Origin of the sequence: Pseudomonas caspiana (genome assembly GCF_040224095.2) — a bacterium.
In the GTDB taxonomy this organism is placed as follows: domain Bacteria; phylum Pseudomonadota; class Gammaproteobacteria; order Pseudomonadales; family Pseudomonadaceae; genus Aquipseudomonas; species Aquipseudomonas caspiana.
Genome location: NZ_CP167995.1, coordinates 5,431,421 through 5,453,591 on the forward strand (window position 1 = coordinate 5,431,421; position 22,171 = coordinate 5,453,591).

14 protein-coding genes are annotated in these 22,171 nt (G+C 55.8%); 5 read left to right on the forward strand and 9 right to left on the reverse strand.

Annotation, left to right across the window (positions count from 1 at the left end; all coding sequences use genetic code 11):
- Positions 1-74 precede the first annotated feature (74 nt).
- Complete coding sequence (gene glnE, locus ABRP31_RS24585) at positions 75-3,032, reverse strand: bifunctional [glutamate--ammonia ligase]-adenylyl-L-tyrosine phosphorylase/[glutamate--ammonia-ligase] adenylyltransferase (RefSeq protein ID WP_349973242.1); 2,958 nt, start codon at positions 3,030-3,032, stop codon at positions 75-77.
- 383 nt (positions 3,033-3,415) lie between these two features.
- Between glnE and aceE the strand changes: the two genes are divergently transcribed.
- The 4 genes from aceE to msrA all read left to right on the forward strand — a co-directional run bounded on the left by aceE (position 3,416) and on the right by msrA (position 11,850).
- On the forward strand, positions 3,416-6,061 hold the full coding sequence (gene aceE / locus ABRP31_RS24590) for a pyruvate dehydrogenase (acetyl-transferring), homodimeric type (protein WP_087271358.1): 2,646 nt from the start codon (positions 3,416-3,418) through the stop codon (positions 6,059-6,061).
- Between the two features lie 166 nt (positions 6,062-6,227).
- Positions 6,228-7,880: a dihydrolipoyllysine-residue acetyltransferase gene (gene aceF, locus ABRP31_RS24595; RefSeq protein ID WP_349973239.1), complete on the forward strand. Its 1,653-nt coding sequence runs from the start codon at positions 6,228-6,230 to the stop codon at positions 7,878-7,880.
- Between the two features lie 423 nt (positions 7,881-8,303).
- Complete coding sequence (locus ABRP31_RS24600) at positions 8,304-10,997, forward strand: EAL domain-containing protein (protein WP_349973236.1); 2,694 nt, start codon at positions 8,304-8,306, stop codon at positions 10,995-10,997.
- 190 nt (positions 10,998-11,187) lie between these two features.
- Complete coding sequence (gene msrA / locus ABRP31_RS24605) at positions 11,188-11,850, forward strand: peptide-methionine (S)-S-oxide reductase MsrA (RefSeq protein ID WP_349973234.1); 663 nt, start codon at positions 11,188-11,190, stop codon at positions 11,848-11,850.
- 113 nt (positions 11,851-11,963) lie between these two features.
- Here msrA and ABRP31_RS24610 read toward each other — a convergent pair whose 3' ends face one another.
- The 7 genes from ABRP31_RS24610 to ABRP31_RS24640 form a co-directional block, all read right to left on the reverse strand.
- On the reverse strand, positions 11,964-12,710 hold the full coding sequence (locus ABRP31_RS24610; protein ID WP_349973232.1) for a hypothetical protein: 747 nt from the start codon (positions 12,708-12,710) through the stop codon (positions 11,964-11,966).
- Positions 12,711-12,783: 73 nt separating this feature from the next.
- Entirely contained in the window at positions 12,784-13,791 is a 1,008-nt protein-coding gene (locus ABRP31_RS24615) for a hypothetical protein (protein ID WP_349973230.1), read from the reverse strand.
- 355 nt (positions 13,792-14,146) lie between these two features.
- Positions 14,147-14,983 (reverse strand): 23S rRNA (adenine(2030)-N(6))-methyltransferase RlmJ, encoded by an 837-nt coding sequence (locus ABRP31_RS24620; protein WP_349973228.1) that lies wholly within the window; start codon positions 14,981-14,983, stop codon positions 14,147-14,149.
- Between the two features lie 356 nt (positions 14,984-15,339).
- On the reverse strand, positions 15,340-16,317 hold the full coding sequence (locus ABRP31_RS24625) for a hypothetical protein (protein WP_349973227.1): 978 nt from the start codon (positions 16,315-16,317) through the stop codon (positions 15,340-15,342).
- Between the two features lie 117 nt (positions 16,318-16,434).
- Positions 16,435-16,842 (reverse strand): DUF2599 domain-containing protein, encoded by a 408-nt coding sequence (locus tag ABRP31_RS24630; protein WP_349973226.1) that lies wholly within the window; start codon positions 16,840-16,842, stop codon positions 16,435-16,437.
- Between the two features lie 44 nt (positions 16,843-16,886).
- Positions 16,887-17,888, reverse strand: a complete 1,002-nt coding sequence (locus ABRP31_RS24635) for a hypothetical protein (protein ID WP_349973224.1) — start codon at positions 17,886-17,888, stop codon at positions 16,887-16,889.
- A gap of 35 nt (positions 17,889-17,923) precedes the next feature.
- Entirely contained in the window at positions 17,924-19,147 is a 1,224-nt protein-coding gene (locus tag ABRP31_RS24640; protein WP_349973221.1) for a hypothetical protein, read from the reverse strand.
- A 604-nt stretch (positions 19,148-19,751) separates the two neighbouring features.
- Between ABRP31_RS24640 and ABRP31_RS24645 the strand changes: the two genes are divergently transcribed.
- Entirely contained in the window at positions 19,752-20,267 is a 516-nt protein-coding gene (locus tag ABRP31_RS24645; protein WP_349973220.1) for a Bro-N domain-containing protein, read from the forward strand.
- A 183-nt stretch (positions 20,268-20,450) separates the two neighbouring features.
- Here the strand turns inward: ABRP31_RS24645 and ABRP31_RS24650 are convergent, their stop codons facing one another.
- Entirely contained in the window at positions 20,451-22,142 is a 1,692-nt protein-coding gene (locus ABRP31_RS24650; protein ID WP_349973219.1) for a hypothetical protein, read from the reverse strand.
- Between the last annotated feature and the right edge of the window lie 29 nt (positions 22,143-22,171).

Sequence of the window (22,171 nt, forward strand, 5' to 3'; positions counted from 1 at the left end):
CTCCTACAGCACGATGCGGCCCATCTTTAGGAGCGCGCTTGCCCGTGGAGGGACCATAAGGGGCGCTGAAGAACCTAGCTCAACCCCATCTCGCCCCAAACCCGCATCACTTCACGCCGCTGGGTTTCAAACTGATCCCCCGGCACGACTCCGGCCTGGTTCTGCAAGGCCTGACGGTGAGCGGCCGAACGGTAGATCTTGTAAACCTCACGCAACAGGCTGGCATCACTGGCGGGGATCAGCCCGGCCTCTTCCAGCCCTTCAAGAATACGAATGTTATCGGTGTAACGCAGCAGCGCCGGATGTTCCCGGGACCACGCCAAGGCCGCGTATTGCACCATAAATTCGATATCGACGATACCTCCGGCGTCCTGCTTGAGATCGAATGGCACCGTCGCCATAAACGCATTCGCTGCGGTTCCGGCCGCTGTAGCCTTGGTCCCCAGGCTGCCGCGCATCTTGGCGCGCATCTCGCTGACCTCCTGCTGCAACTTCGGCAAGTCCCGATCACGACCCAGCACCGCTGCACGCACTTGCTCGAATGCATGCCCGACTTCCCGACTGCCAACCAGCACACGGGCACGAACCAGAGCCTGATGCTCCCACGTCCATGCTTCATTTTCTTGATAGCGGGCAAAAGCCCCCAACGAACTGACCAATAACCCCGACGCGCCGGACGGGCGCAGGCGCATGTCCACTTCATATAACTGGCCGGAGTTGGTCTGCGCGGTCAGTAAATGGATGATCCGCTGCCCGAGCCGGGTGAAAAACTGCGCACTGTCGATAGGTTTCGCGCCATCGGTTTCAGCTTGCGGATCACCGTCATGAATGAACACCAGATCAAGGTCCGAGCCGTGCCCCAGCTCGATGCCGCCAACCTTGCCGTAGCCGACAATGACAAACCCCGGATCACACAGGCTGCCATCCGGTCGCGAAGGTGTGCCGTGGCGTGCAACGGTGTGGCGCCATGCCAAAGCCAGTACTTCTTCGAGGATCGCTTCGGCCAGCCAGGTCAGGTAATCGCTGACCTTCATCAAGGGCAAGCTGCCGGTGATTTCAGAAGCTGCGACGCGCAAACGGTGCGCCAGCTTGAAGTGACGTAGCGCCTCCATTTGCTGCTCCAGATCATCCTCGGGAATGCGCGTCAGCCGCTCGCGCAATTCCGCCGCCAACTCCAGGGCCTGAGGCGGGCTGAATAAACGACCCTCGTTGAGCAACTCATCAAGCAGTAACGGGAAGCGGGTAATCTGCTCGGCGATCCACGGGCTTGCGGCGCAAAGGGTGAGCAGCCGGCGCAGCGCGTCAGGGTTTTCGGTGAGCAGCACCAGATAAGCCGAGCGCCGGGCCACCGCTTCAACCAGCGGCAGCACGCGTTCGAGCACCAGATCAGGATTGTCATGCTCGACCGCCTGCGCCAGGAGACGCGGAATAAACGCATCCAGTCGCTCACGGCCAAGACGCTGCATCGAGCGCAACTGTGAGCTGTTGCGCAAATCGTTGAGGTTCTTCAGTGCTTTATCTGCGTCGACGAAACCACCTGACAGCAACTGGCGGCAGGCGGCGTCTTCGTCCTGGGACTCTTCCCACAGCGGCAGCCATTCCACACCAACCACCACTTCGGCCTCGTCCTGCTGCTCGTCGTCCGGATCAGAGTCCGGGTCCGCAATGACTTGACGGAAATGCCACGACACTCGTCCACGCCAGTGCATCAACCGTTCGTGGAAACTCTGCCAGTCGGCAAAACCCAGCATGAAAGCGATTCGGGCCTGATCCTTTTCGTCGTCGGGCAACATTTGCGTCTGCCGGTCGGCAATCGCCTGGATGGCGTGCTCGGTATAACGCAGGAATTCATAACCCTGACGCAGCTCGTCGATGACCGCAGCAGGCAAATAGCCCTGCCCTTCCAGCGTGCGCAGCACTTTAAGCAGAGGACGCTGTTGCAGGCTCAAGTCACGGCCACCGTGAATCAACTGGAATGCCTGTGCAATGAACTCGACTTCACGAATGCCGCCTGCGCCAAGCTTGATGTTCTCCGCCATGCCCTTGCGGCGTACTTCCTGCTGAATCAGCTGTTTCATGGTGCGCAGCGCTTCGATGGCCGAGAAATCCAGATAGCGGCGATAGACGAATGGCCGAAGCATCTCCAGCAACTGCTCGCCCGCAGCCTGATCACCGCCGACTACGCGGGCCTTGATCATCGCGTAACGTTCCCAGTCTCGCCCCTGATCCTGGTAATACTGCTCAAGCGCATTGAAGCTCAGCACCAATGCCCCGGATGAACCGTAAGGCCGCAGGCGCATGTCAACGCGGAACACAAAGCCGTCAACGGTGATCGGGTCCAGCGCCTTGATCAAACGCTGCCCCAGGCGGATGAAAAACTCCTGGTTGTCCAGTGGACGCTTGACCCCCACCGTCTCGCCGCCTTCGGGGTACGCAAAAATCAGATCGATGTCCGACGAAAGGTTCAGCTCCACGGCACCCAGCTTGCCCATGCCGAGAATCACCATTTGCTGCACTTCGCCGCTGCGCCGACCAGTGGGCGTGCCGAACTGCTGGCAATGGCGCTCGTACAGCCATTGATAAGCCAGGTCTATGCAGCCGTCAGCCATTTCCGACAGGTCGCGACAGGTTTCCACCAGATCAGCCTGACGGGTCAGATCGCGCCAGATAATCCGTACTTGCTGGCGCATGCGCTGGCGACGTAGATTACGCCCCAGTTCGTCCTCGCTGACCGCTTCGGCCAACGCTGCCGCGATCTGCCCGCGCAGTTCGCCGGGCGCAAAACTGCGCTCCAGCTCGCCGGATTCAGCGAGGTCCAGCAGGACATGCGGGTCACGACAGACCTGCTCGGTGACGAAGTCGCTGGCCGCACAAACCCGGTCGAAAGCTGCGCGACGAGATTCAGGCCAGGCGTCGAAAGATGTCGAAGCGCTGTCCGACGAAGCAGCAAGAGATGTGCGAAACGACTGTTGCGCACGAGAGACTAAAGGCAGCAGGATGGCCGGAATATCGGCCAGCGAAGGTAGGCTCATGGTCTATCCTAGATCGGCGTGCGAAGAGCTGTGTAGCGCGCAGGAAACCGGCACGCCACTGACAGAACTGTCGAACAAAAGTCATAAATTGCTGGGATAGTGATTTTTGTAGCAGCCAGCATCTGATTTGATCCGTTTATGTTTGTTTTCAACCAACAGGAACGTTTTATCCCACAACACATGACGAACGTTTTATACGCTTCCCTGTAGCTTTACTACTGCCCCTACAGTTCGAAAGGCTGAAATAGCCGACGATTTGTAGTAAAACTACACGCCGCCGGACCAACCGCCGGTCATCCAAGAATTTATGTCGTCTGCCCACAAGGCCAGTCGCAAACACTCAGGCAACCGATTCTGGAAGCCTTTCCGCCCTGGAGCAAGCCATGCAAGACCTCGATCCCGTCGAAACCCAGGAATGGCTGGACGCCCTGGAATCGGTTCTCGACAAAGAAGGCGAAGACCGTGCTCACTACCTGATGACCCGTATGGGCGAGCTGGCCACCCGTAGTGGTTCGCAGCTGCCGTACGCCATCACCACGCCTTATCGCAACACGATTCCGGTGACTCACGAAGCACGCATGCCTGGCGACCTGTTCATGGAACGCCGCATTCGCTCGCTGATCCGCTGGAACGCGTTGGCCATGGTTGTCAAAACCAACCTGAATGACCCAGACCTGGGCGGTCACATCTCCAGCTTCGCCTCCAGCGCCACGCTGTATGACATTGGCTTCAACTACTTCTTCCAGGCCCCGACCGACGAACACGGCGGCGACCTGATCTACTTCCAGGGTCACGCATCGCCAGGCGTCTACGCCCGTGCGTTCATGGAAGGCCGCATCACCGAAGAACAAATGAACAACTTCCGTCAGGAAGTCGACGGCAAAGGCCTGTCGTCTTATCCACACCCTTGGCTGATGAAAGATTTCTGGCAGTTCCCGACCGTATCCATGGGTCTGGGTCCAATCCAGGCGATCTACCAGGCGCGCTTCATGAAGTACCTGGAACATCGCGGCTACATTCCTGAAGGCAAGCAGAAGGTCTGGTGCTTCCTGGGCGACGGCGAGACCGACGAGCCGGAATCCCTGGGCGCCATCGCGCTGGCCGGTCGTGAAAAACTCGACAACCTGATCTTCGTCGTCAACTGCAACCTGCAGCGCCTCGACGGCCCGGTTCGCGGCAACGGCAAGATCATCCAGGAACTCGAAGGCGTGTTCCGCGGTGCTCAGTGGAACGTGACCAAAGTGGTCTGGGGCCGTTTCTGGGACCCACTGCTGGCCAAAGACGTCGACGGTATCCTGCAACGTCGTATGGACGAAGTCATCGACGGCGAGTACCAGAACTACAAAGCCAAAGACGGCGCATTCGTCCGTGAACACTTCTTCAACACGCCTGAACTCAAGGCGATGGTTGCTGACCTGTCCGACGACGAAATCTGGAAACTTAACCGTGGCGGCCACGACCCGTACAAAATGTACGCGGCGTACCACCAGGCTGTTAACCACAAAGGTCAGCCGACCGTGGTACTGGCCAAGACCATCAAAGGTTACGGTACCGGTGCTGGCGAAGCGAAAAACACTGCGCACAACACCAAGAAAGTCGATGTCGACAGCCTGCGTCACTTCCGTGACCGCTTCGACATCCCGGTCAAAGACGACCAGCTGGAATCTCTGCCGTTCTTCAAACCGGAAGAAGGCAGTGCCGAAGCCCGTTACCTGAGCGAGCGTCGTGCTGCGCTGGGCGGCTTCGTGCCACAGCGTCGCGCTGAAAGCTTCAACCTGCCGACTCCGCCACTGGAAACCCTCAAGGCAATCCTGGACGGTTCGGGCGACCGCGAAATTTCCACCACCATGGCCTTCGTGCGGATCCTCTCGCAACTGGTCAAGGACAAGGAAGTTGGCCCGCGCATCGTGCCGATTATTCCGGACGAAGCCCGTACCTTCGGTATGGAAGGCATGTTCCGCCAGTTGGGCATCTACTCGTCCGTCGGCCAGCTCTACGAGCCAGTCGATAAAGAACAAGTGATGTTCTATCGCGAAGACAAGAAAGGCCAGATCCTGGAAGAAGGCATCAACGAAGCAGGCGCCATGTCCTCCTTCATCGCTGCCGGTACTTCGTACTCCAGCCACAACCAGCCGATGATTCCGTTCTACATCTTCTACTCGATGTTCGGTTTCCAGCGTATCGGCGACCTGGCATGGGCCGCTGGCGACAGCCGCACCCGTGGCTTCCTGATCGGCGGCACCGCCGGCCGTACCACGCTGAACGGCGAAGGCCTGCAGCACGAAGATGGTCACAGCCACATCCTGGCCTCGACCATCCCGAACTGCCGCACCTTTGACCCGACTTACGGTTACGAGCTGGCAGTGATCATCCAGGACGGCATGCGCCGGATGTTCGAAGAACAGCAGGACGTTTTCTACTACCTGACCGTGATGAACGAATCCTACGCCCAGCCAGCCATGCCGGCCGGTGTCGAGGAAGGTATCGTCAAGGGCATGTACCTGCTCGAAGAAGACACCAAGGAAGCGGCGCATCACGTCCAGTTGCTGGGCTCGGGCACCATCCTGCGTGAAGTTCGCGAAGCGGCGAAAATCCTGCGTGACGAATTCAACATCGGTGCTGATGTCTGGAGCGTTACCAGCTTCAACGAACTGCGTCGCGACGGCCTGGCCGTAGAGCGCAGCAACCGTCTGCATCCTGGTCAGAAGCCAGCTGTCAGCTACGTTGAAGAGTGCCTTGCTGGCCGTAAAGGTCCGGTGATCGCATCGACCGACTACATGAAACTGTTCGCTGACCAGATCCGTCAGTGGGTTCCGACCAAGGAATACAAAGTCTTGGGCACTGACGGTTTCGGCCGCAGCGACAGCCGCAAGAAACTGCGTAACTTCTTCGAAGTCGACCGTCACTTCGTTGTGCTGGCCGCTCTGGAAGCCTTGGCTGATCGTGGCGATATCGAACCTAAGGTGGTGGCTGAAGCCATCGTCAAGTTCGGCATCGATCCTGAGAAACGCAACCCACTGGATTGTTAAGAGTCTGCTTCGAGATCGTATAACGCGCTGAAAGAGGAGCGACAAGGCAGCTGAAGATGCGGAATTTACTGTTGTTGATAACGGTAATGAGCATTGAAGGCTGTTTTGTCGTAACTGACTTACCCGGCGCATCGAGAGTGAACAGGTTCTCCGAAGGAGAGACATTGTGAGTGAGCTAATTCGCGTACCCGACATCGGCAACGGTGAAGGTGAAGTTATTGAATTGATGGTCAAGGTCGGCGATCGCATCGAAGCTGACCAGAGCGTTCTGACGCTGGAGTCGGACAAGGCGAGCATGGAAATTCCTGCTCCCAAGGCTGGCGTCATCAAGACCATGAAAGTGAAGCTGGGCGACCGCCTGAAAGAAGGCGACGAGCTTTTCGAACTGGAAGTTGAAGGCGAAGCTGCCGCAGCTCCAGCCGAAGCAGCTGCCCCTGCTGCTGCCGCTCCGGCACCGGCCGAGAAGCCTGCTGAAGCTGCACCAGCGCCTGCTGCCGAGCCAGCTGCTGCCGCTGCTGAAACCGTACAAGACATCCACGTACCGGACATCGGTTCGTCGGGCAAAGCCAAGATCATCGAACTGATGGTCAAGGTCGGCGACACCATCACCGCTGATCAATCGCTGATCACCCTGGAATCCGACAAAGCCAGCATGGAGATCCCGTCTCCAGCCGCAGGCGTTGTCGAAGCCATCCTCGTCAAGCTCGAAGACGAAGTCGGCACCGGCGACCTGATCCTGAAATTGAAAGTGGCTGGCGCTGCACCTGCTGCTGCACCGGCTCAAGCAGCTGCGCCTGCCGCCGCACCGGCCAAAGCTGAAGCTGCACCGGCCGCTGCACCTGCACCGAAAGCAGAAGCGCCAGCCGCTGCCCCGGCCCAAACCGCCGCACCTGCCAAAGACGGCGCCAAAGTTCATGCAGGCCCGGCAGTTCGCCAACTGGCTCGTGAATTCGGTGTTGAACTGAGCGCAGTCAGCGCCACCGGCCCACACGGCCGTGTGCTGAAAGAAGACGTGCAGGTTTACGTCAAGGCCATGATGCAGAAGGCCAAGGACGCTCCAGCGGGCGGCGCAAGCGGCGGCGCGGGTATCCAGCCAATCCCTGAAGTCGACTTCAGCCGTTTCGGCGAAATCGAAGAAGTACCGATGACCCGCCTGATGCAACTGGGCGCGACCGGCCTGCATCGCAGCTGGCTGAACATTCCGCACGTGACGCAATTCGATCAGGCCGACATCACCGACCTGGAAGCTTTCCGCGTTGCGCAGAAAGCGGTTGCCGAGAAAGCGGGCGTCAAACTGACCATCCTGCCTCTGCTGCTCAAGTCCTGCGCCTTCCTGCTCAAGGAACTGCCAGACTTCAACGCTTCGCTGGCACCAAGCGGCAAAGCGGTGATCCGCAAGAAGTACGTGAACATCGGCTTCGCGGTAGATACCCCTGAAGGCCTGCTGGTACCGGTCATCAAGGACGTCGACAAGAAAAGCCTGCTGCAACTTGCTGCTGAAGCCGCTGTACTGGCTGAAAAAGCCCGTACCAAGAAGCTTTCGGCGAACGAAATGCAGGGCGCTTGCTTCACCATTTCCAGCCTCGGGCACATTGGTGGCACCGGCTTCACGCCGATCGTCAACGCGCCTGAAGTGGCGATCCTGGGTGTTTCCAAGGCAACCATGCAGCCAGTCTGGGACGGCAAAGCCTTCCAGCCGAAGCTGATGCTGCCACTGTCGCTGTCCTACGATCACCGCGTAATCAACGGCGCAGCAGCCGCGCGCTTCACCAAGCGCCTGAGCGATCTGCTGGCTGATATTCGTACGATCTTGTTGTAACCGAGGATCTGTAGGAGCTCACGAGCAACGCGAGGCAGCTATAGCGGTCTGCCTGATGAACCGCAATCGCGGCCTCGCATTGCTCGTGCGCTCCTACAGAACCAGGCAATACCCTCACATTTTCACCGAGCCAAACCGCTCGACCTCAACCCCGCCCACATGGCGGGGCTTTTTTTGTGTCCGATTTGGCAAAGTGCGGCGAAATGCCGCTAATTCGAAATCTTCTCCCTCTCCCAGCAAAGCCTTGATCTAGAGGGCTTGATTCAGCAAACGCATACAAACAGCCGATTTCGGCCAAACATTTATAGCACTAAGCCACCGCGCTCCCTTGTCAGCCAGTGCTGCATGATGCAACCTTGCCAGACGCGATTTCAGAAAGGGCTTTGCCCGTGCGCGATCAGTATTCCGGAAGCGAGTTTCTTCATGAAGAGCCAACCCGATGCTGCCGGTAGAACGGCCGCCGAGGTAGTGACGCAATTGCCTGTGCCCTCTCGGCTCGGCATGCTGCGTTTCGAGCGGCTGAATGAAGCCAATTGGGCGCTGCTTTACCTCGATCCCAACTGTGAAAAACAGTTCGGCCTGGCTGCCGTGGAACTCTGCGCCTTGTTGGGCTCGCCCTATGCGAGCCTGATGGAACCTGAAGCCCGTTATCACCTGCACGACGCCATTCAGCTGCAACTGGCACAAACCCCTCATTACAGCGTGCGCTACACCCTGCACACCGCTCGCGGCGCGCTCAGCGTAGTCGAAATCGGCGAGGGCTATAAGCAACACAGCCGGCACCTGTTGCGGGGCTACCTGATGGTGGTCGACGGGTTACAGATTGATCCCGACCAGTATGCCAATCCGGATCTGGAAACCCAGAACTCGCGCCTGCAAATCGCTTTAGAGCTCAATCAACAAGCCCAGCACGAACAGTTTGAGCATCTGGAGCGCGTTCGCGCTCAACAGACCCTGATCCTGCACCTCACGCGCCAGCGCTACAGCAGCAACAACGCGCTGCAGGAAGCTGCAGAACTGATCACTAAAAGCGCGTGTGAAATCTACAAACTTTCTGGCGCCAGCATGTGGTACCTCAACGGTCAGATGCTCGAGCCTATCGCCGAATACCGCAGTGAAAGCGGCGAGTTCAGCCTGCCGGCCCCGGTCGACGCGAGCCGCTACCCGAGTTACCTCGAAGCGCTGCACAACAGCCGCGCCATCGATGCGAATGACGTTCAGCAGGACCCTCGCACCAAGGAGATGGCCGCCAGCTTAAAGCCGCGTGGCATCAGTGCCATTCTCGACGCCAGCATTCGCATCGACGGCCAGGTAACGGGCGTGCTGTGCCTGGAGCACACCGGTGAGCCGCGCGCCTGGCAGTCCGATGAAATCGCGTTCGCCGGTGAGCTGGCCGATCAGTTCGCCCAGGCCATCAACAACCACACCCGACGCACCGCCACCAGTGCGCTGCATTTGTTCCAGCGCGCGGTGGAGCAAAGCGCCAACGCCTTCCTGCTGGTCAATTGCGACGGCATGGTCGAGTACGTCAACCCCAGCTTCACGGCCATCACCCAGTACACCGCCGACGAGGTGCACGGGCACAAGCTTTCAGAGCTGCCAGCCCTTGAGAACCTCCACGATTTGCTCAAGGACGCCAACTCCAGTCTGGCCAAAAGCAACAGCTGGCAGGGTGAGTTCAAGAGCCGCCGTAAAAATCTGGAACCCTACTGGGGCCAACTGTCGATTTCCAAGGTGTACGGCGACAACCGCGAGTTGACCCATTACATCGGTATTTACGAAGACATCACCCAGAACAAGCTGGCCCAGCAGCGTATCGAGCGCCTGGCCTACACTGACAACCTGACCAACCTTGGTAACCGCCCGGCGTTCATTCGCACGCTGGACGAGCGCTTTGCCCGCGACAGCGACCCGCCCATGAGCCTGTTGCTGGTGGACATCGATAATTTCAAACGCATCAACGACAGCCTGGGTCACCAGACCGGCGACAAACTGTTGATCAGCCTGGCCCGGCGTCTGCGCAACACACTGAGCCCCAGCGACGTATTGGCGCGTTTCGCCAGTAACGAATTCGCGGTGCTGCTCGACCAGACCGGGCCGGACGCAGGCCAAAGCATCGCCAGCCAGGTATTGGCGACACTCGACAAGCCGATCTTCGTCGATAACCAGTTGATCAGCGTCACCGGCTCCGTAGGCCTGGCGTGTGCGCCGCTGCATGGCCGTGATCCGCAGACCTTGATGAAAAACGCAGGTTTGGCGCTGCACAAGGCGAAAGCCAACGGCAAGCATCAGGTTCAGGTGTTCACCGAGGCCTTGAACGCCGAAGCCAGCTACAAGCTGTTCGTCGAAAACAACCTGCGGCGCGCCCTGACCCAGAATGAGCTGGAAGTGTTCTATCAGCCCAAACTGTGCCTGCTCAGCGGTCGCCTGATCGGTATGGAAGCGCTGTTGCGCTGGAACCACCCAGAGAAGGGCATGATCCGCCCGGATCAGTTCATCAGCGTGGCCGAAGAAACAGGCCTGATCATCCCGATCGGCAAATGGGTCGCCCGCCAGTCTTGCCGGATGAGCAAGCAACTGACCGCCGCCGGGTTTGGCAACCTGCAAGTCGCGATCAACGTGTCGCCCAAGCAGTTCTCCGACCCTGAGCTGGTCAGTGCAATCGCTGCAATCCTCAAGGAAGAACAGCTCGACGCTTCGCTGCTGGAACTCGAGCTGACCGAAGGTCTGCTGCTGGAAGCGACCGAAGACACTCGCCAGCAACTGGATTCGTTGAAAAGAATGGGCCTGTCTCTGGCGATGGACGATTTCGGTACCGGCTATTCATCGTTCAGCTACCTGAAAAAATTCCCCATCGACGTGATCAAGATCGACCGCAGCTTCATCCGCGACATTCCGGATGATGAGGACGATATGGAAATCACCTCGGCAGTGATCGCCATGGCCCACAACCTCAAGCTCAAGGTGGTCGCCGAAGGCATCGAAACCGCCGCTCAACTGGCCTTCCTGCGCCGCCATCGCTGCGACGTGGGCCAGGGCTATCTGTTCGACAAGCCCATCCCCGGTCAGGACCTGATCAACAAGCTGCGTCGCTATCCCCGCGGACCGTTGGCCTGACAGGCTTCCCCCTGCCCGCTTGTTTGGGGCACACTTGCTGCTAACTGACATCACGCCGCCCTCGGTAGGAGGCGACTTGTTGGCGAGACGGCGAAGCTGACATCGCCTCGCGAACAAGTTCGCTCCTATCGGGAGTCGCGCCCTGATTACCTTCGCGGTCCACCCGCATCCCACCATGAGGAAAAGGTTCATGGCTCTACGCTCGGAAATTCTTGTGAACAAAAACGTGCTGCCCACCGCTGAACAGGCCCTGCCAGGTCGCGAAACGCCGATGGCCCTCCCGGAAACCCACTTCGTCAACGGTAATCCGCTATTGGGTCCGTTCACTGCCAATGTGGAGTTCGCCATCTTTGGGCTGGGTTGCTTCTGGGGTGCCGAGCGCCGCTTCTGGCAGAGAGAAGGCGTGGTCAGCACCGTCGTCGGTTACGCGGGCGGCTTCACACCTAACCCGACTTACGAAGAAGTCTGCTCCGGCCTGACCGGGCACACTGAAGTCGTGCTGGTGGTCTATGAGCCAGAAAAGGTCAGCTACGAGCAACTGCTGACTCAGTTCTGGGAACTGCATAACCCAACCCAAGGCATGCGCCAGGGCAACGACATCGGCACCCAATACCGCTCGGTGATCTACTGCACCACGCCAGAACAGCTTGCTGCCGCCAAAGCCAGCGCTGCTGTCTATCAGGCAGAACTGAGCAAAGCCGGACTGGGTGAAATCACCACCGAAATCGAAGAAGCGCCTACCGTGTTCTTCGCCGAGGCGTATCACCAGCAATACCTGGCGAAAAATCCACAGGGCTATTGCGGCATTGGCGGTACGGGCGTTTGCATGCCGCCGAGTCTGGCAGGGAATTAAACCGAGCTGCGGCACACCGCTCCTCCGCACGAGCGGTGTGCCACGAGCCGCTTCATAGCCCGGAATATGCATGGTCGCATGGTCCCCGCTTTAACCTGGGTCACCTTGGCAACTCAGATTACATGCAGTACCGCATGCAAGGACTGGCAAAAAACCCCGTCCTTATTACGCGCTACATAGTTGGTCCGCACCTCGCCGCCGGGTTCGGTTTGATCCAGCATAACTCGCCACATATAGACAAACCGCTCACCCTCAACGACTCCGAAGGACACCGAAGCAATCACCCGCCCATCACGTCCATAACTGATCCAGAACGCCCCCCAATTCACTTCAAGCTCGTATTCAATTCTCAAGCCCGGTTCAGGGATATCGTTCGGGTTAAATTCGCCATTGACCGCCTGAGGGACAATCGGCGCCGGGTTCACAGCGCTCTCTTCAACAATACCGATACGGCTGAGGGGTGAAATTTCAATATTGCCCCCGCGCATGACCGTATAGCTGATGTCGCAATAACCGATAGAGCCAGCAGCGCTGTTATCCACGACTATCTGTCTGGGCACGATAAAATCCAGATAACGGCCACCCTCCACAACATCGAGGCTGGCAACATAGTTGACCTTACCGCTCCAGGTCAGCTCGATTCGCTGTCCTTGGGCCATCCCTTCGTACGCCACAACACGCACCGTGGCGCCCGTGGCGGGGACTGTATTGGGCTCAAGAAACTGGCCACCCGACTCATGATTGGCTTCTACGAGAATGGGTGGAAATAACGTTTTTATACCGGGCCTTAATTGAATGATTTCTGCCCGCCGCACGGCACTCGCATGCCAAGAAGGTATTTGACCGATTATCCTTTCCATGGGAATTATCCTTTGTACATTACTGTGATTAAACTACAGCGGAGACACTCACTACGCCCTTATCTATCCACGCTCAAGAAAACGTGAAGTTATCGACCAGAAAAGCACTCGTGCCGGGATTCACGGTAAGTTCTATCGCTTTAATCTTTCGGTCAATGCTTACAGCATCGTGCCACGCCGCAAACTCAAGACCGAAATCCAGTTTGCGTTCGAAAATAAGGGCATCCTGCTCATCAAAGCACGCAAGAATCGGCGGCACGATGCCCGGAATACTGGCTGATGCAAAAGCACCAAATTTTATTTTATTGACCGGCGACTTCAAAACAAAGCGCACTACACTTTCATCGGCCAATGAAATAGCCTGTCCCGCCACAATGGGTGCGGCAATGGAGTCTATAACCAGGCTGGCATCTTTGCCTCTGGGCATAACCATCATCGCGGGGTACTCCCGAACGGTATCGACGGGAATAACGCCAACAGTGCCGGTTTCAAAATCTTCACCCGCATAAATGACACTGAACGTTCTGATTGCAGATTCAGGAATACTGCCATATAAACCCCGCGCTTTGAGGCTATAGCCTTTGAAAGCCAGCGCTGACAACGTAATCGCCCAATCGCCTCCGACCGCCGTTACAGTGCCAAGTACTTGTGCTTTGTCCAGAATCTCCACTTGCTGATCAGTGGCAGCCCTGCCCTCAACGGTGATAGAAGTGTCATACGTGCTGCCGCCGTTGGCGACATCACCACGGGAATCGCGCACGATAGTAATAGTAGGCGCAACAACTGCATCGACCACCGTTATTACCCAAGCTTCATTGGACAGACGAAGGGTGTAGCTGTGCATGCCAAGCGAGGCTGCAACTGTCTTTGCCCACTCCCCCCGTTCACTGACCTGAGCTAATGCGACAGGCTCATTATTATCAGCAATGATCACCGCACTATTGGCCGAGCCGGTACCCGAGAGCGTTAACACTTTATCTTCGGTCGTGCCGTTGTTGGGTATTGGCTTACTTTCGCTGTCCACGACACCTGTAATAACCCGTGCCACGAGAGAACTTGTGGGGCGTGGTTCGATAGCCATAACACTCACCCTATTAGTTAGACCGGTAGTACAAACCGGGTCTATGAAAGAATTTACACGACTGGAAGGTATTCTTGCCTCACCGCGTAGCAGCTTACGATTTAAGGAGCACATACTCCTGCTTTATTAACTACGCGGGCAACGGCGTAAATATCATCCATTTTTACTCAGGTGAATACTGATAACAGCCCGACCACAACGGAATTCAGCCCTACACAGTATTGAACAGCCCACAACCTAGCACAATAATTAAAGTGATGACATTAAGATTAATTGGCGATTGCCTGACGATATAAGCGTGATGTATTGCACTAACTATTGAACCTATAGGCGCCGCCGAAGCGGCGCCTATAGTTTATTCCGCTATCAACCAATCCATCTTCCAGTCACCCTTGGTCTGCCCCAGCTTCTGCGCCAGATATGGCAGTAGCTCGCGCAGCTCTTCTTCCAGGCCCCAAGGCGGGTTGGCGATGGCTAGACCTGAGCCGTTGAGGCTGGAGGGCGTGTCCAGCGGGTGAACATACAACTCGACACGCAACAGCTTCGGCGCGCCGGTTTCAGCAAGGTCCTGATAAAAACGCTTGAGCAGGCGCTGATCCTTGATCGGGTACCAGATCGCCGCTACGGTCTGACGCATGCGGCCGATGGTTTCTTTCAGGGCCACGGCGCAGCGTTTCATCTCATCGAGCTGCTCGAATGGCGGGTCGATCAGCAGCACGGCACGCTTTTCCGCCACCGGCAGCAGCGCACGCGGCACGTGCCAGCCTTCGCCAAGATGCACGGCCACGCGGCGATCGCCCTTCATGTTCTCTTTCAGCAAGCGCCCGTCTTCCGGGTGTTTCTCGTTGAGCAACACGCGATCATTGGCGCGGGTCGAGCGGCGGGCGATTTCCGGGGAGCCGGGGTAATAACGCAGCTCACCGTTGGGGTTCATGTCGTGCAGCAGCTGCATGTAATCCGCCGCCAGAGCAGGCAAATCCGGCGCGTCCCACAAACGGGCAATGCCTTCCAGATATTCGCCCGTGCGGCTGGCCTGATCACCCTGAAGGTCATAAAGGCCCAACCCGGCGTGGCTGTCGATATAGGCGAACGGCTGCTCCTTGCGTGCCATCAGGGCAAACAAGCGAGTCATGATCAAGTGTTTGAGTACATCGGCGTGGTTGCCGGCATGGAAGGCGTGGCGGTAATTCATGGCAGCTCCTCGAGGGCTGCGCAGTTTAGCAAAAATCAGAAACCAGCATTGGCAGCTATTGCCGCCGTCAAGTGGAAGCAACTCATTCGAGATGGGGCAGGAACTGCCAGGTTTCTGGCTTTTACGCCCGCTGTTGACGCGGATAACTCCGCGCCACAGCTCAGGTGTATGCCTCCCATCATGTGCATCCCGCAGCACTCTGCCGCAGTAGGAGCAAATTCATTTGAGAATGAGCGACTTCCTCCCCGCCCCGCGTTTGCAATCAGCGCCATCGTCACAAATACATTCGCTTGCCACGGGCATGTCAAATTGCTCACACGCATGCCTATGTGAAAAGGCGTACTTTCAATTCCCCATCAAGGATAGGTAACCTGGTCCGATACCACGTATTGAAAACGGCTGGTAGGTGCAGCCGCGAAGTCCAGCCGGAGTATCGGAACTCGCTTGCCCGTGTTGGCCATTTTCTGCTGAAAAATCCTGGCATCTTCCAGACCGCCTAATTTACGAACATCGTAGAAAAAGGTGGTCAGCCAGTTGCGCATATGAGGACCCCAGGTCTGCCTGGCGGCCAGCATCACTTCATTCCAGGAGTTCGGGCTAGTAAAACTCCTGCGGGACTCGATCATGTTTCGCCACCCTTGGGCATTGTCGGCATTCCATGAGCACTGCTGATAGTTGACCTGCCCCATGGAAGAATAATGAGCGTTCCATTGAGCAGCAGAAGTGTAGGCAAGTTTATTATCACAACTTCCCCACTGTCTTGGGTAATCCACCCCAATGCCAGTCCCTTCAAAATCACAGCCTCCGTGGTTTCGATTCATTGTTCGAGTGGTCCACGCGTCAAATGGGTACACACACAGAGTCTCATCGAGAGCGGCAATTCCGGGGACGAAATTTGCAATGGACGCTTCCGGGCTCAGTAAAATAAAACCTGCCCGGTGATACAGATTTTCAATCCCTACATCCCGCCTGATCCAGGAAAATGAAATACCGCGTAAGGCCTCCGACGCAGGGCTGTAGTCCCAAGGATTGAAATTTCCGTTATCTACAGTCCTCAACAGTACCCCACTACAAAAATACAAGCCTCGAGGAGTGCCTGTACCAGGCTGAGCACAGGACGTCGTAGAATCATTGTATTCGTTGTTAAACCACGCAGCGAGACCAGGCCCATCGCTTAAATCAATCTTTATTGACGGGGCCGGATGCTTAACCGCCCCAAACACTTTAGGCGGTGCGGGCCCTAAACCAGTCCGTGTAGCTTCGTCTGACACAGGGGTAGAGCACCCCACTAACAACGCCATCCAGAAAACAATAAGCATGCGTGTGCTTGTCATTTTATATGTCCTGTTTTGTTTTTTCTGCTCGGATAGTCCATGACCACTCATCCTTATTTTTATATGAGGCTAGTCATGGACAGAGGCCGATAGCGATTAAATTAAAAAAACGCTAAGTCACTCAAAAGGTTCATCGGGTTTGGGAACCGTCACGTTACACTGCGCTGCCACGGTTGCGGCATGCCCTACATAGGGACGCCAAGGATCAAGATTCCACTCAGCTTTGGTGCGTGCAATTGCATAATGGCAAGTCAGTTGATTAATCATCCCTCGAGTATTCTTCCAGTGCTGATTGCCCGAGAATTTTTTCACCAACTCAAAAAACATATAAGCCGTTTCTTCTGCACCAATTTCTCTTCCGCATTCAGTAGGCACTATTTCCAGCGTCCACTCGTTAAAACGGTAGATCCATTGACCCCTCTCAATATAAGTCTGGCAGGTAGGCGCACGTACAGGCTCGGCTGCGCTTGTATTGGCTATCCACCCCACGCTTAAAAAAAGAGTACCTAATATCAACTTTTGCATGACGACCTCCTTGAGATCATGGAATATCAATGGTGTATTTCGCATTACTGCTGAGGAACCGCTTGATCAGCTTCAACGTAGAAGAAACGCTGCGCAGAAGGGGTTGAGAAATCAAGTCTGAGAATAGGTACGTTGTAGCCGTTGGCATTGAGTTTTGTTTGAAAATTTCTTGCTGCTTGCAAGCCTCCGCCCCGGGTCACGTCGTAAAAAAAAGCAGCAATGAACGGTTTCAGACTGTCCCCGTTGTCGCCTGCTTTGTTATTGAGCATTATTTCATTCCACGTATTTGCGTATTGAGGGAAAGTGGGCCGCGAGGCGACCATGGCATTCCAGCCACTTTGACTTTCGATGTTCCACGAACACTGGCGATCCAAGGTTGTCCCGTGAGCGATCAGGTAATTGTTCCATTGCTCTGCCGTGGAAACGCCCACCCCATCACATGAACCCCAGCCGTAAGGATTGTTATTTTTCAACTCGCGATGCGGTGATCGGGTGTTAATAGCCTGTGTCGCGATCGCGGGCCTAATACCACAGCCTTGATGATTATTGAGATTCGCTAGCGTGCCAGCATCAAAGGGATATAAACAGACAAACCCCGTCTCGAGTGCACGAAGTCCAAGTGCATTGGCTTCCGCCTTGTTTCGAAGAATAAATCCTGCTGGATGGTAAAGTATCCGATTATTGACATCTTGGCGTATCCATGAATAGGACGTGGCGCCCAGCGCTACTGCTGCTGGACTGTAGTTCCAGGGATTAAAATTGCCATCATCCACAGTGCGCAACAAAACTCCACTGCAATAGTAGTGGCCTCTCGGTAAACTTGACCCATATTCCAGACAGTTCCGCTGGGACTCACCGTAGTTCCGGTTCATGGCCTCCAGTACCGCTACGGGAGGCTGAACACCAGGGACTACCCTCAACTGATCAGACGGAAAGTTTACTGCGCCGATAACTTCCGGGGTAGGAGGAAGCGTGTCAAGCCCATGTTCCGCACAGGCAACAAGATAAAAACTAAAGAAACACGAAAGCAAGCATTTCATATTCATGATCAATACCTTTCACCCGACTGAAGTTTAATCCATCAAGGAATACTAACCCTTAACAACTGCGAGAAAATCAACGAATTATTACCTGCGCCGACGCTGTAATTAATGAGTACTTGCCGCCCGCGACTTTCCCCTACCCATTGAGAGGGAATAGTGAATGACACAGGGCTGCCATTGTTAGGAGGGCGCTTTACCTCGGTCGAGCGATCCACAGCGCCTCGCCAGCGTACGGCAATGGTATGGCTGGTCAAACTTCCAAGGTAAGCGACAGTTACAATGGTATATCCACCGTTAATAGTAGGCTCAACCAGATCAAAAGCTTGGGGTAAAATATTCAAAGGCAATATTTTTGAAGGGAGTACTGGCCCTCCTTGGGACTCGACAACCGAATAATTTATATCCACGCGTCGACCAATGGAATCAATTACCTGATCCCGCCAAATAGTGAAATCGATCGGCCTGGATGGGTCTTGAACAGTTTTGATATCAGTGGTGTGTTCAACACGCCCGCCCCACCGCACCCTAACTGCTTGACCGGTCGCCATACCGGTATAACTTACCCGCACATGCACATCTGCGCCGTCAGCAAGGCGGGCGAACTCTAATTGATCTTTATTGGGTCCAAATGCCTCAAGTACTTCTGGCATTACCAGGTCCAGAGGCGGCCGCTCTACGGTGAAGCCATAGATACCTGACTCTGGATTGTTCCCGTAAAGCGCCCTCGCCTTCATAGCATGGGCACCCACTGCCAGATTAGTGAGTTCTTTTCGCCAAGCGCCATTGATGTCAGCACTTGCCCCGCCCTTGGAAACAGCAAAATCAAACAGCTCGACCATTTGCTGGGCCTGGGCCGAACCGCTCACAGTCACATTGGTATCCGGGGTTGTAGTGTCGGGCGGTATCTCGGCGCCTTGGGAATTTTCGAGTAGAGCGATGACAGGTTTGATCGATGCGTCGATGACAGTAATCACCCAAGGCGGCGATGACGCCACCCCACGCGCAAGAATCGTAAAACTATGCGAGCCAATAGACGCTGGTACTGATGATAGGGTCCATACACCCAACTCGGTCACCGATGCGGTGCGTACGATTGTCAATCCATCATACAAACTGACCACTATGCTGGGGTCCGCCGTACCCGACAGGGTCAGAAGAGTGTCTTCAGTCTGGCCGGGGTTTGAGAGTTCCTCCTTGCTGTCCAGCACCTTCGTAATAGAAGGAGTGACAAGGGTTGAAGCCGTTATTGATTGGGTATGCACAGTGGTCACCTTTAGCGATCAAGGCCGTTGGCTGACAACTGCGATATGTCAGGTTTAATTAAAGAGTCTTTAAAGTATTGGTTAAGGGTGTGGGTTTGACCACTGTCATAAATAACAGTGGTTAGGTTGATCGGCGATTACAATTTAATAAATCGTTATCTTTGCTATATCAGCGGCATTAACCAAACTTACGTGTGGCGAATGGAGGCAGTGGGACCGGCTTCAGCCGGGAGGAGGCCAGTTTGAGCGCTATCAGTTTTGCGGGGTGACACGTGAGGCTTTCCCGGCTAAAGCCGGTCCCTCAACCCACCCAACGGTTACATCCGCACACACGTGCCAGCATTTACGCCCACCCCCGCCTACCCAATCATGCGCGCCCTGAGCCTAAGAACTCTTTACAAGCGTCACCCGCCACGACAGAAAGCGGTTTTTTTGTGCCCGCGATAAATTCGTTTATCGCGGGCGCATAATGCCCTCGCATGTCTGTTATGTCGGGAGTCGGCTAATACAAGACCCTTCGGGGGAATATGCCGGCACTGCTTGTAGGTGTTCTTAGCTCCCGACGCCTTGGGTCCCCCAAAAAAGCCAAAACGGACAGACAGCAATGGAACAGCCTTACGAACCCATGGTGTTCACCCGCCATAAATACCAATTGCACGCCCTGCTCATCGAGCGCCAGGCATGGTTCTGCGCCCGGGATCTGGGCCGCATGATGGGCCTGTTCCTTGAAGAACGCTTCACCCGCAAACTCGCCCCGGACCAGCGCCGCAGCCTGACTATGAGCTACTACGGCGAAGCGAAAGAAACCCTGATGGTCAGCGAGTCCGCCGTCTATGCCCTGCTCGTCTATCACCCAAACCCGGCCAACCTGCCACTGCGTAAATGGCTGACGTATAGCGTGCTGCCCAGATTGCGTTACGGCCAGCTGACGCCTGATCACAACTGCCCAACGCCGGGGGTGCTGGAGTGGAACACAGGAGAGCTGAATGTGATGCATTGGCAGGATGAACCATGGATTCGGTTGCGGGACATGCCGTGTTTGTTGCCTAGGCGAGAGGTCGTGGGTGGGCGGCGATTGGAGAGTGGTTGGTGGAACGCACTTCGACACGGGTTGTTTTGATCAAGTTGAAGGGTGCTCTCGCGTGACCTATAGGGTCGGATTTATCCGCGAAGGCGTCGGTACATTCGGCCTTGAAGGCAGTTGATGTATCGCCTTCGCGAATAAATTCACTTGTGACAATCGTCTCTGGACAGTAGTACTGAGCCGCAACCAGACGGAAAAAATTCAGACATTAATATTCCTTCACATAGCCAAGCGAAAGTTATCAACAAAACTATAACTTTCAGTCATGCCTACAAGTATGATCGACTGTATTTTTTTTCCAGGAACCGACAACTTCGTGTAGCCATGATACTTAGCAGGCCGGGTTAAAAGTATCTGAGCATCTGATGAATCAAAGCACTTAAACACAAGTTTGGGAGAGTAACAACCAAACTCAACCGAACTGACTGGCACCCTGAGCCTTAGCCGTATCTGATCGACCGGATTGGCTAGGTTATACTGATTACAGAAAAGAACATTGCCCGCATAGTAATTCCCCGGACTTAGCATTGGCCCTATATATACAAGCGGTCCTAGGCATGTAAAAGTCATCGTTGGATATTCCAGTGACCTACCTACAGGGAAAGGGTGAATAGGCGGGTGCAGTTCAAAATCCTCATACGTATTAACGAACTCAAAATTAACCGTCCTTGACTCCGGATTACCGTCATAGCGCCCGATGGCCCAAAGGCTGTGCTGGCTGGGCGTAAGATTCGGTAGTGAGAATATCCAGTTACCGTTGGTATCAACGGGTGTCGTACCTTTGACGTTGACGCCATCTAAAATATCAACCTGCTCACCAGGAGCGGCGGTGCCGGTAAGGATCAGATCGGACATGTAGAGCAGACTGCCTTCAAGCACTTCTTCGCCTTGTGCAGTTTTAACCGATGTAACTTCAAAAACGGGCATAAACGTCTTGACCGTATAGGTCCGCACCGGAAACGCCACCTTCGTACTCCCCTCATCAAACGACACCTCAAACACCAGCCTCAAACTTGATTCATCTTTCAACTCCTTCAGATTAGCCAACGCGACCGTCGTGCTCGGCTCCCCCGTCGAGGTGATCGGCAGGTTCTGCCACGTCGGATGCGGCCAGTTATAAGCGGTGCCATCAGCCTTTGTGCCTTCAAATCGCAGACTGACGCGCTGCCCTACGCCAATGAAAGGCCAGGGCTTGACCCTAAGCTCGGCATCGCCGGTCAACGCGTTGACATCAAGGTTCAGGGAATCGGCGGCCTGGGTAATTTTCGGCGCTTCGAGCACGGATTCGGCCAAGGTATGGACCGTCAGGTTAAGCACCTCGGATGGTTTCGCGACACCATTGCGCGTCACGGTATACAGCACCGGGATGGTTTTACCGATCACCGCCGCCACGGCCGAAGCCGGTACGGTGAATGTCACGCTGCCCAGCGCGCTACCAGGTTGAGGCAGCACAAGGTTATCGAGACCATTCCAGCCAAGCTCGACGGTGTCGGTGGTTAGCATGGCGTAAGTCACCACCACCGTCGCACCGTTAATACCATTCACAGGGTCCAGAATCCCGCCGGGCGCCTGAGCGACGGCGGGTTTTTCCAGATCCAGTTCGACCGTACCTACGGTAATCAGCCAAGGCGGCGATGACGCCACCCCACGCGCAAGAATCGTAAAACTATGCGAGCCAATAGGCGTTTGCACTGACGATATGGCCCATTCTCCCAACTCGGTGACCGAGGCAGTCCGAACGCGTATCAAGCCATCGTACAAACTGACCACTGTGCTGGGGTCTGCCGTACCCGACAGGGTCAGAAGGGTGTCTTCAGTCTGGCCGGGGTTTGAGAGTTCCTCCTTGCTGTCCAGCACCTTCGTAATAGAAGGAGTGACAAGGGTTGAAGCCGTTATTGATTGGGTATGCACAGTGGTCACCTGTAGCGATCAAGGCCGTT

Bases quoted from the DNA above. Each gene is read 5' to 3' on its own strand.
- ABRP31_RS24630 (WP_349973226.1), bottom strand. From the start codon at position 16,842: ATGCAAAAGTTGATATTAGGTACTCTTTTTTTAAGCGTGGGGTGGATA.
- glnE (WP_349973242.1), bottom strand. From the start codon at position 3,032: ATGAGCCTACCTTCGCTGGCCGATATTCCGGCCATCCTGCTGCCTTTA.
- ABRP31_RS24625 (WP_349973227.1), bottom strand. From the start codon at position 16,317: ATGACAAGCACACGCATGCTTATTGTTTTCTGGATGGCGTTGTTAGTG.
- ABRP31_RS24615 (WP_349973230.1), bottom strand. From the start codon at position 13,791: ATGGCTATCGAACCACGCCCCACAAGTTCTCTCGTGGCACGGGTTATT.
- ABRP31_RS24600 (WP_349973236.1), top strand. From the start codon at position 8,304: ATGAAGAGCCAACCCGATGCTGCCGGTAGAACGGCCGCCGAGGTAGTG.
- ABRP31_RS24620 (WP_349973228.1), bottom strand. From the start codon at position 14,983: ATGAATTACCGCCACGCCTTCCATGCCGGCAACCACGCCGATGTACTC.
- aceE (WP_087271358.1), top strand. From the start codon at position 3,416: ATGCAAGACCTCGATCCCGTCGAAACCCAGGAATGGCTGGACGCCCTG.
- msrA (WP_349973234.1), top strand. From the start codon at position 11,188: ATGGCTCTACGCTCGGAAATTCTTGTGAACAAAAACGTGCTGCCCACC.
- ABRP31_RS24610 (WP_349973232.1), bottom strand. From the start codon at position 12,710: ATGGAAAGGATAATCGGTCAAATACCTTCTTGGCATGCGAGTGCCGTG.
- ABRP31_RS24635 (WP_349973224.1), bottom strand. From the start codon at position 17,888: ATGAATATGAAATGCTTGCTTTCGTGTTTCTTTAGTTTTTATCTTGTT.
- ABRP31_RS24645 (WP_349973220.1), top strand. From the start codon at position 19,752: ATGGAACAGCCTTACGAACCCATGGTGTTCACCCGCCATAAATACCAA.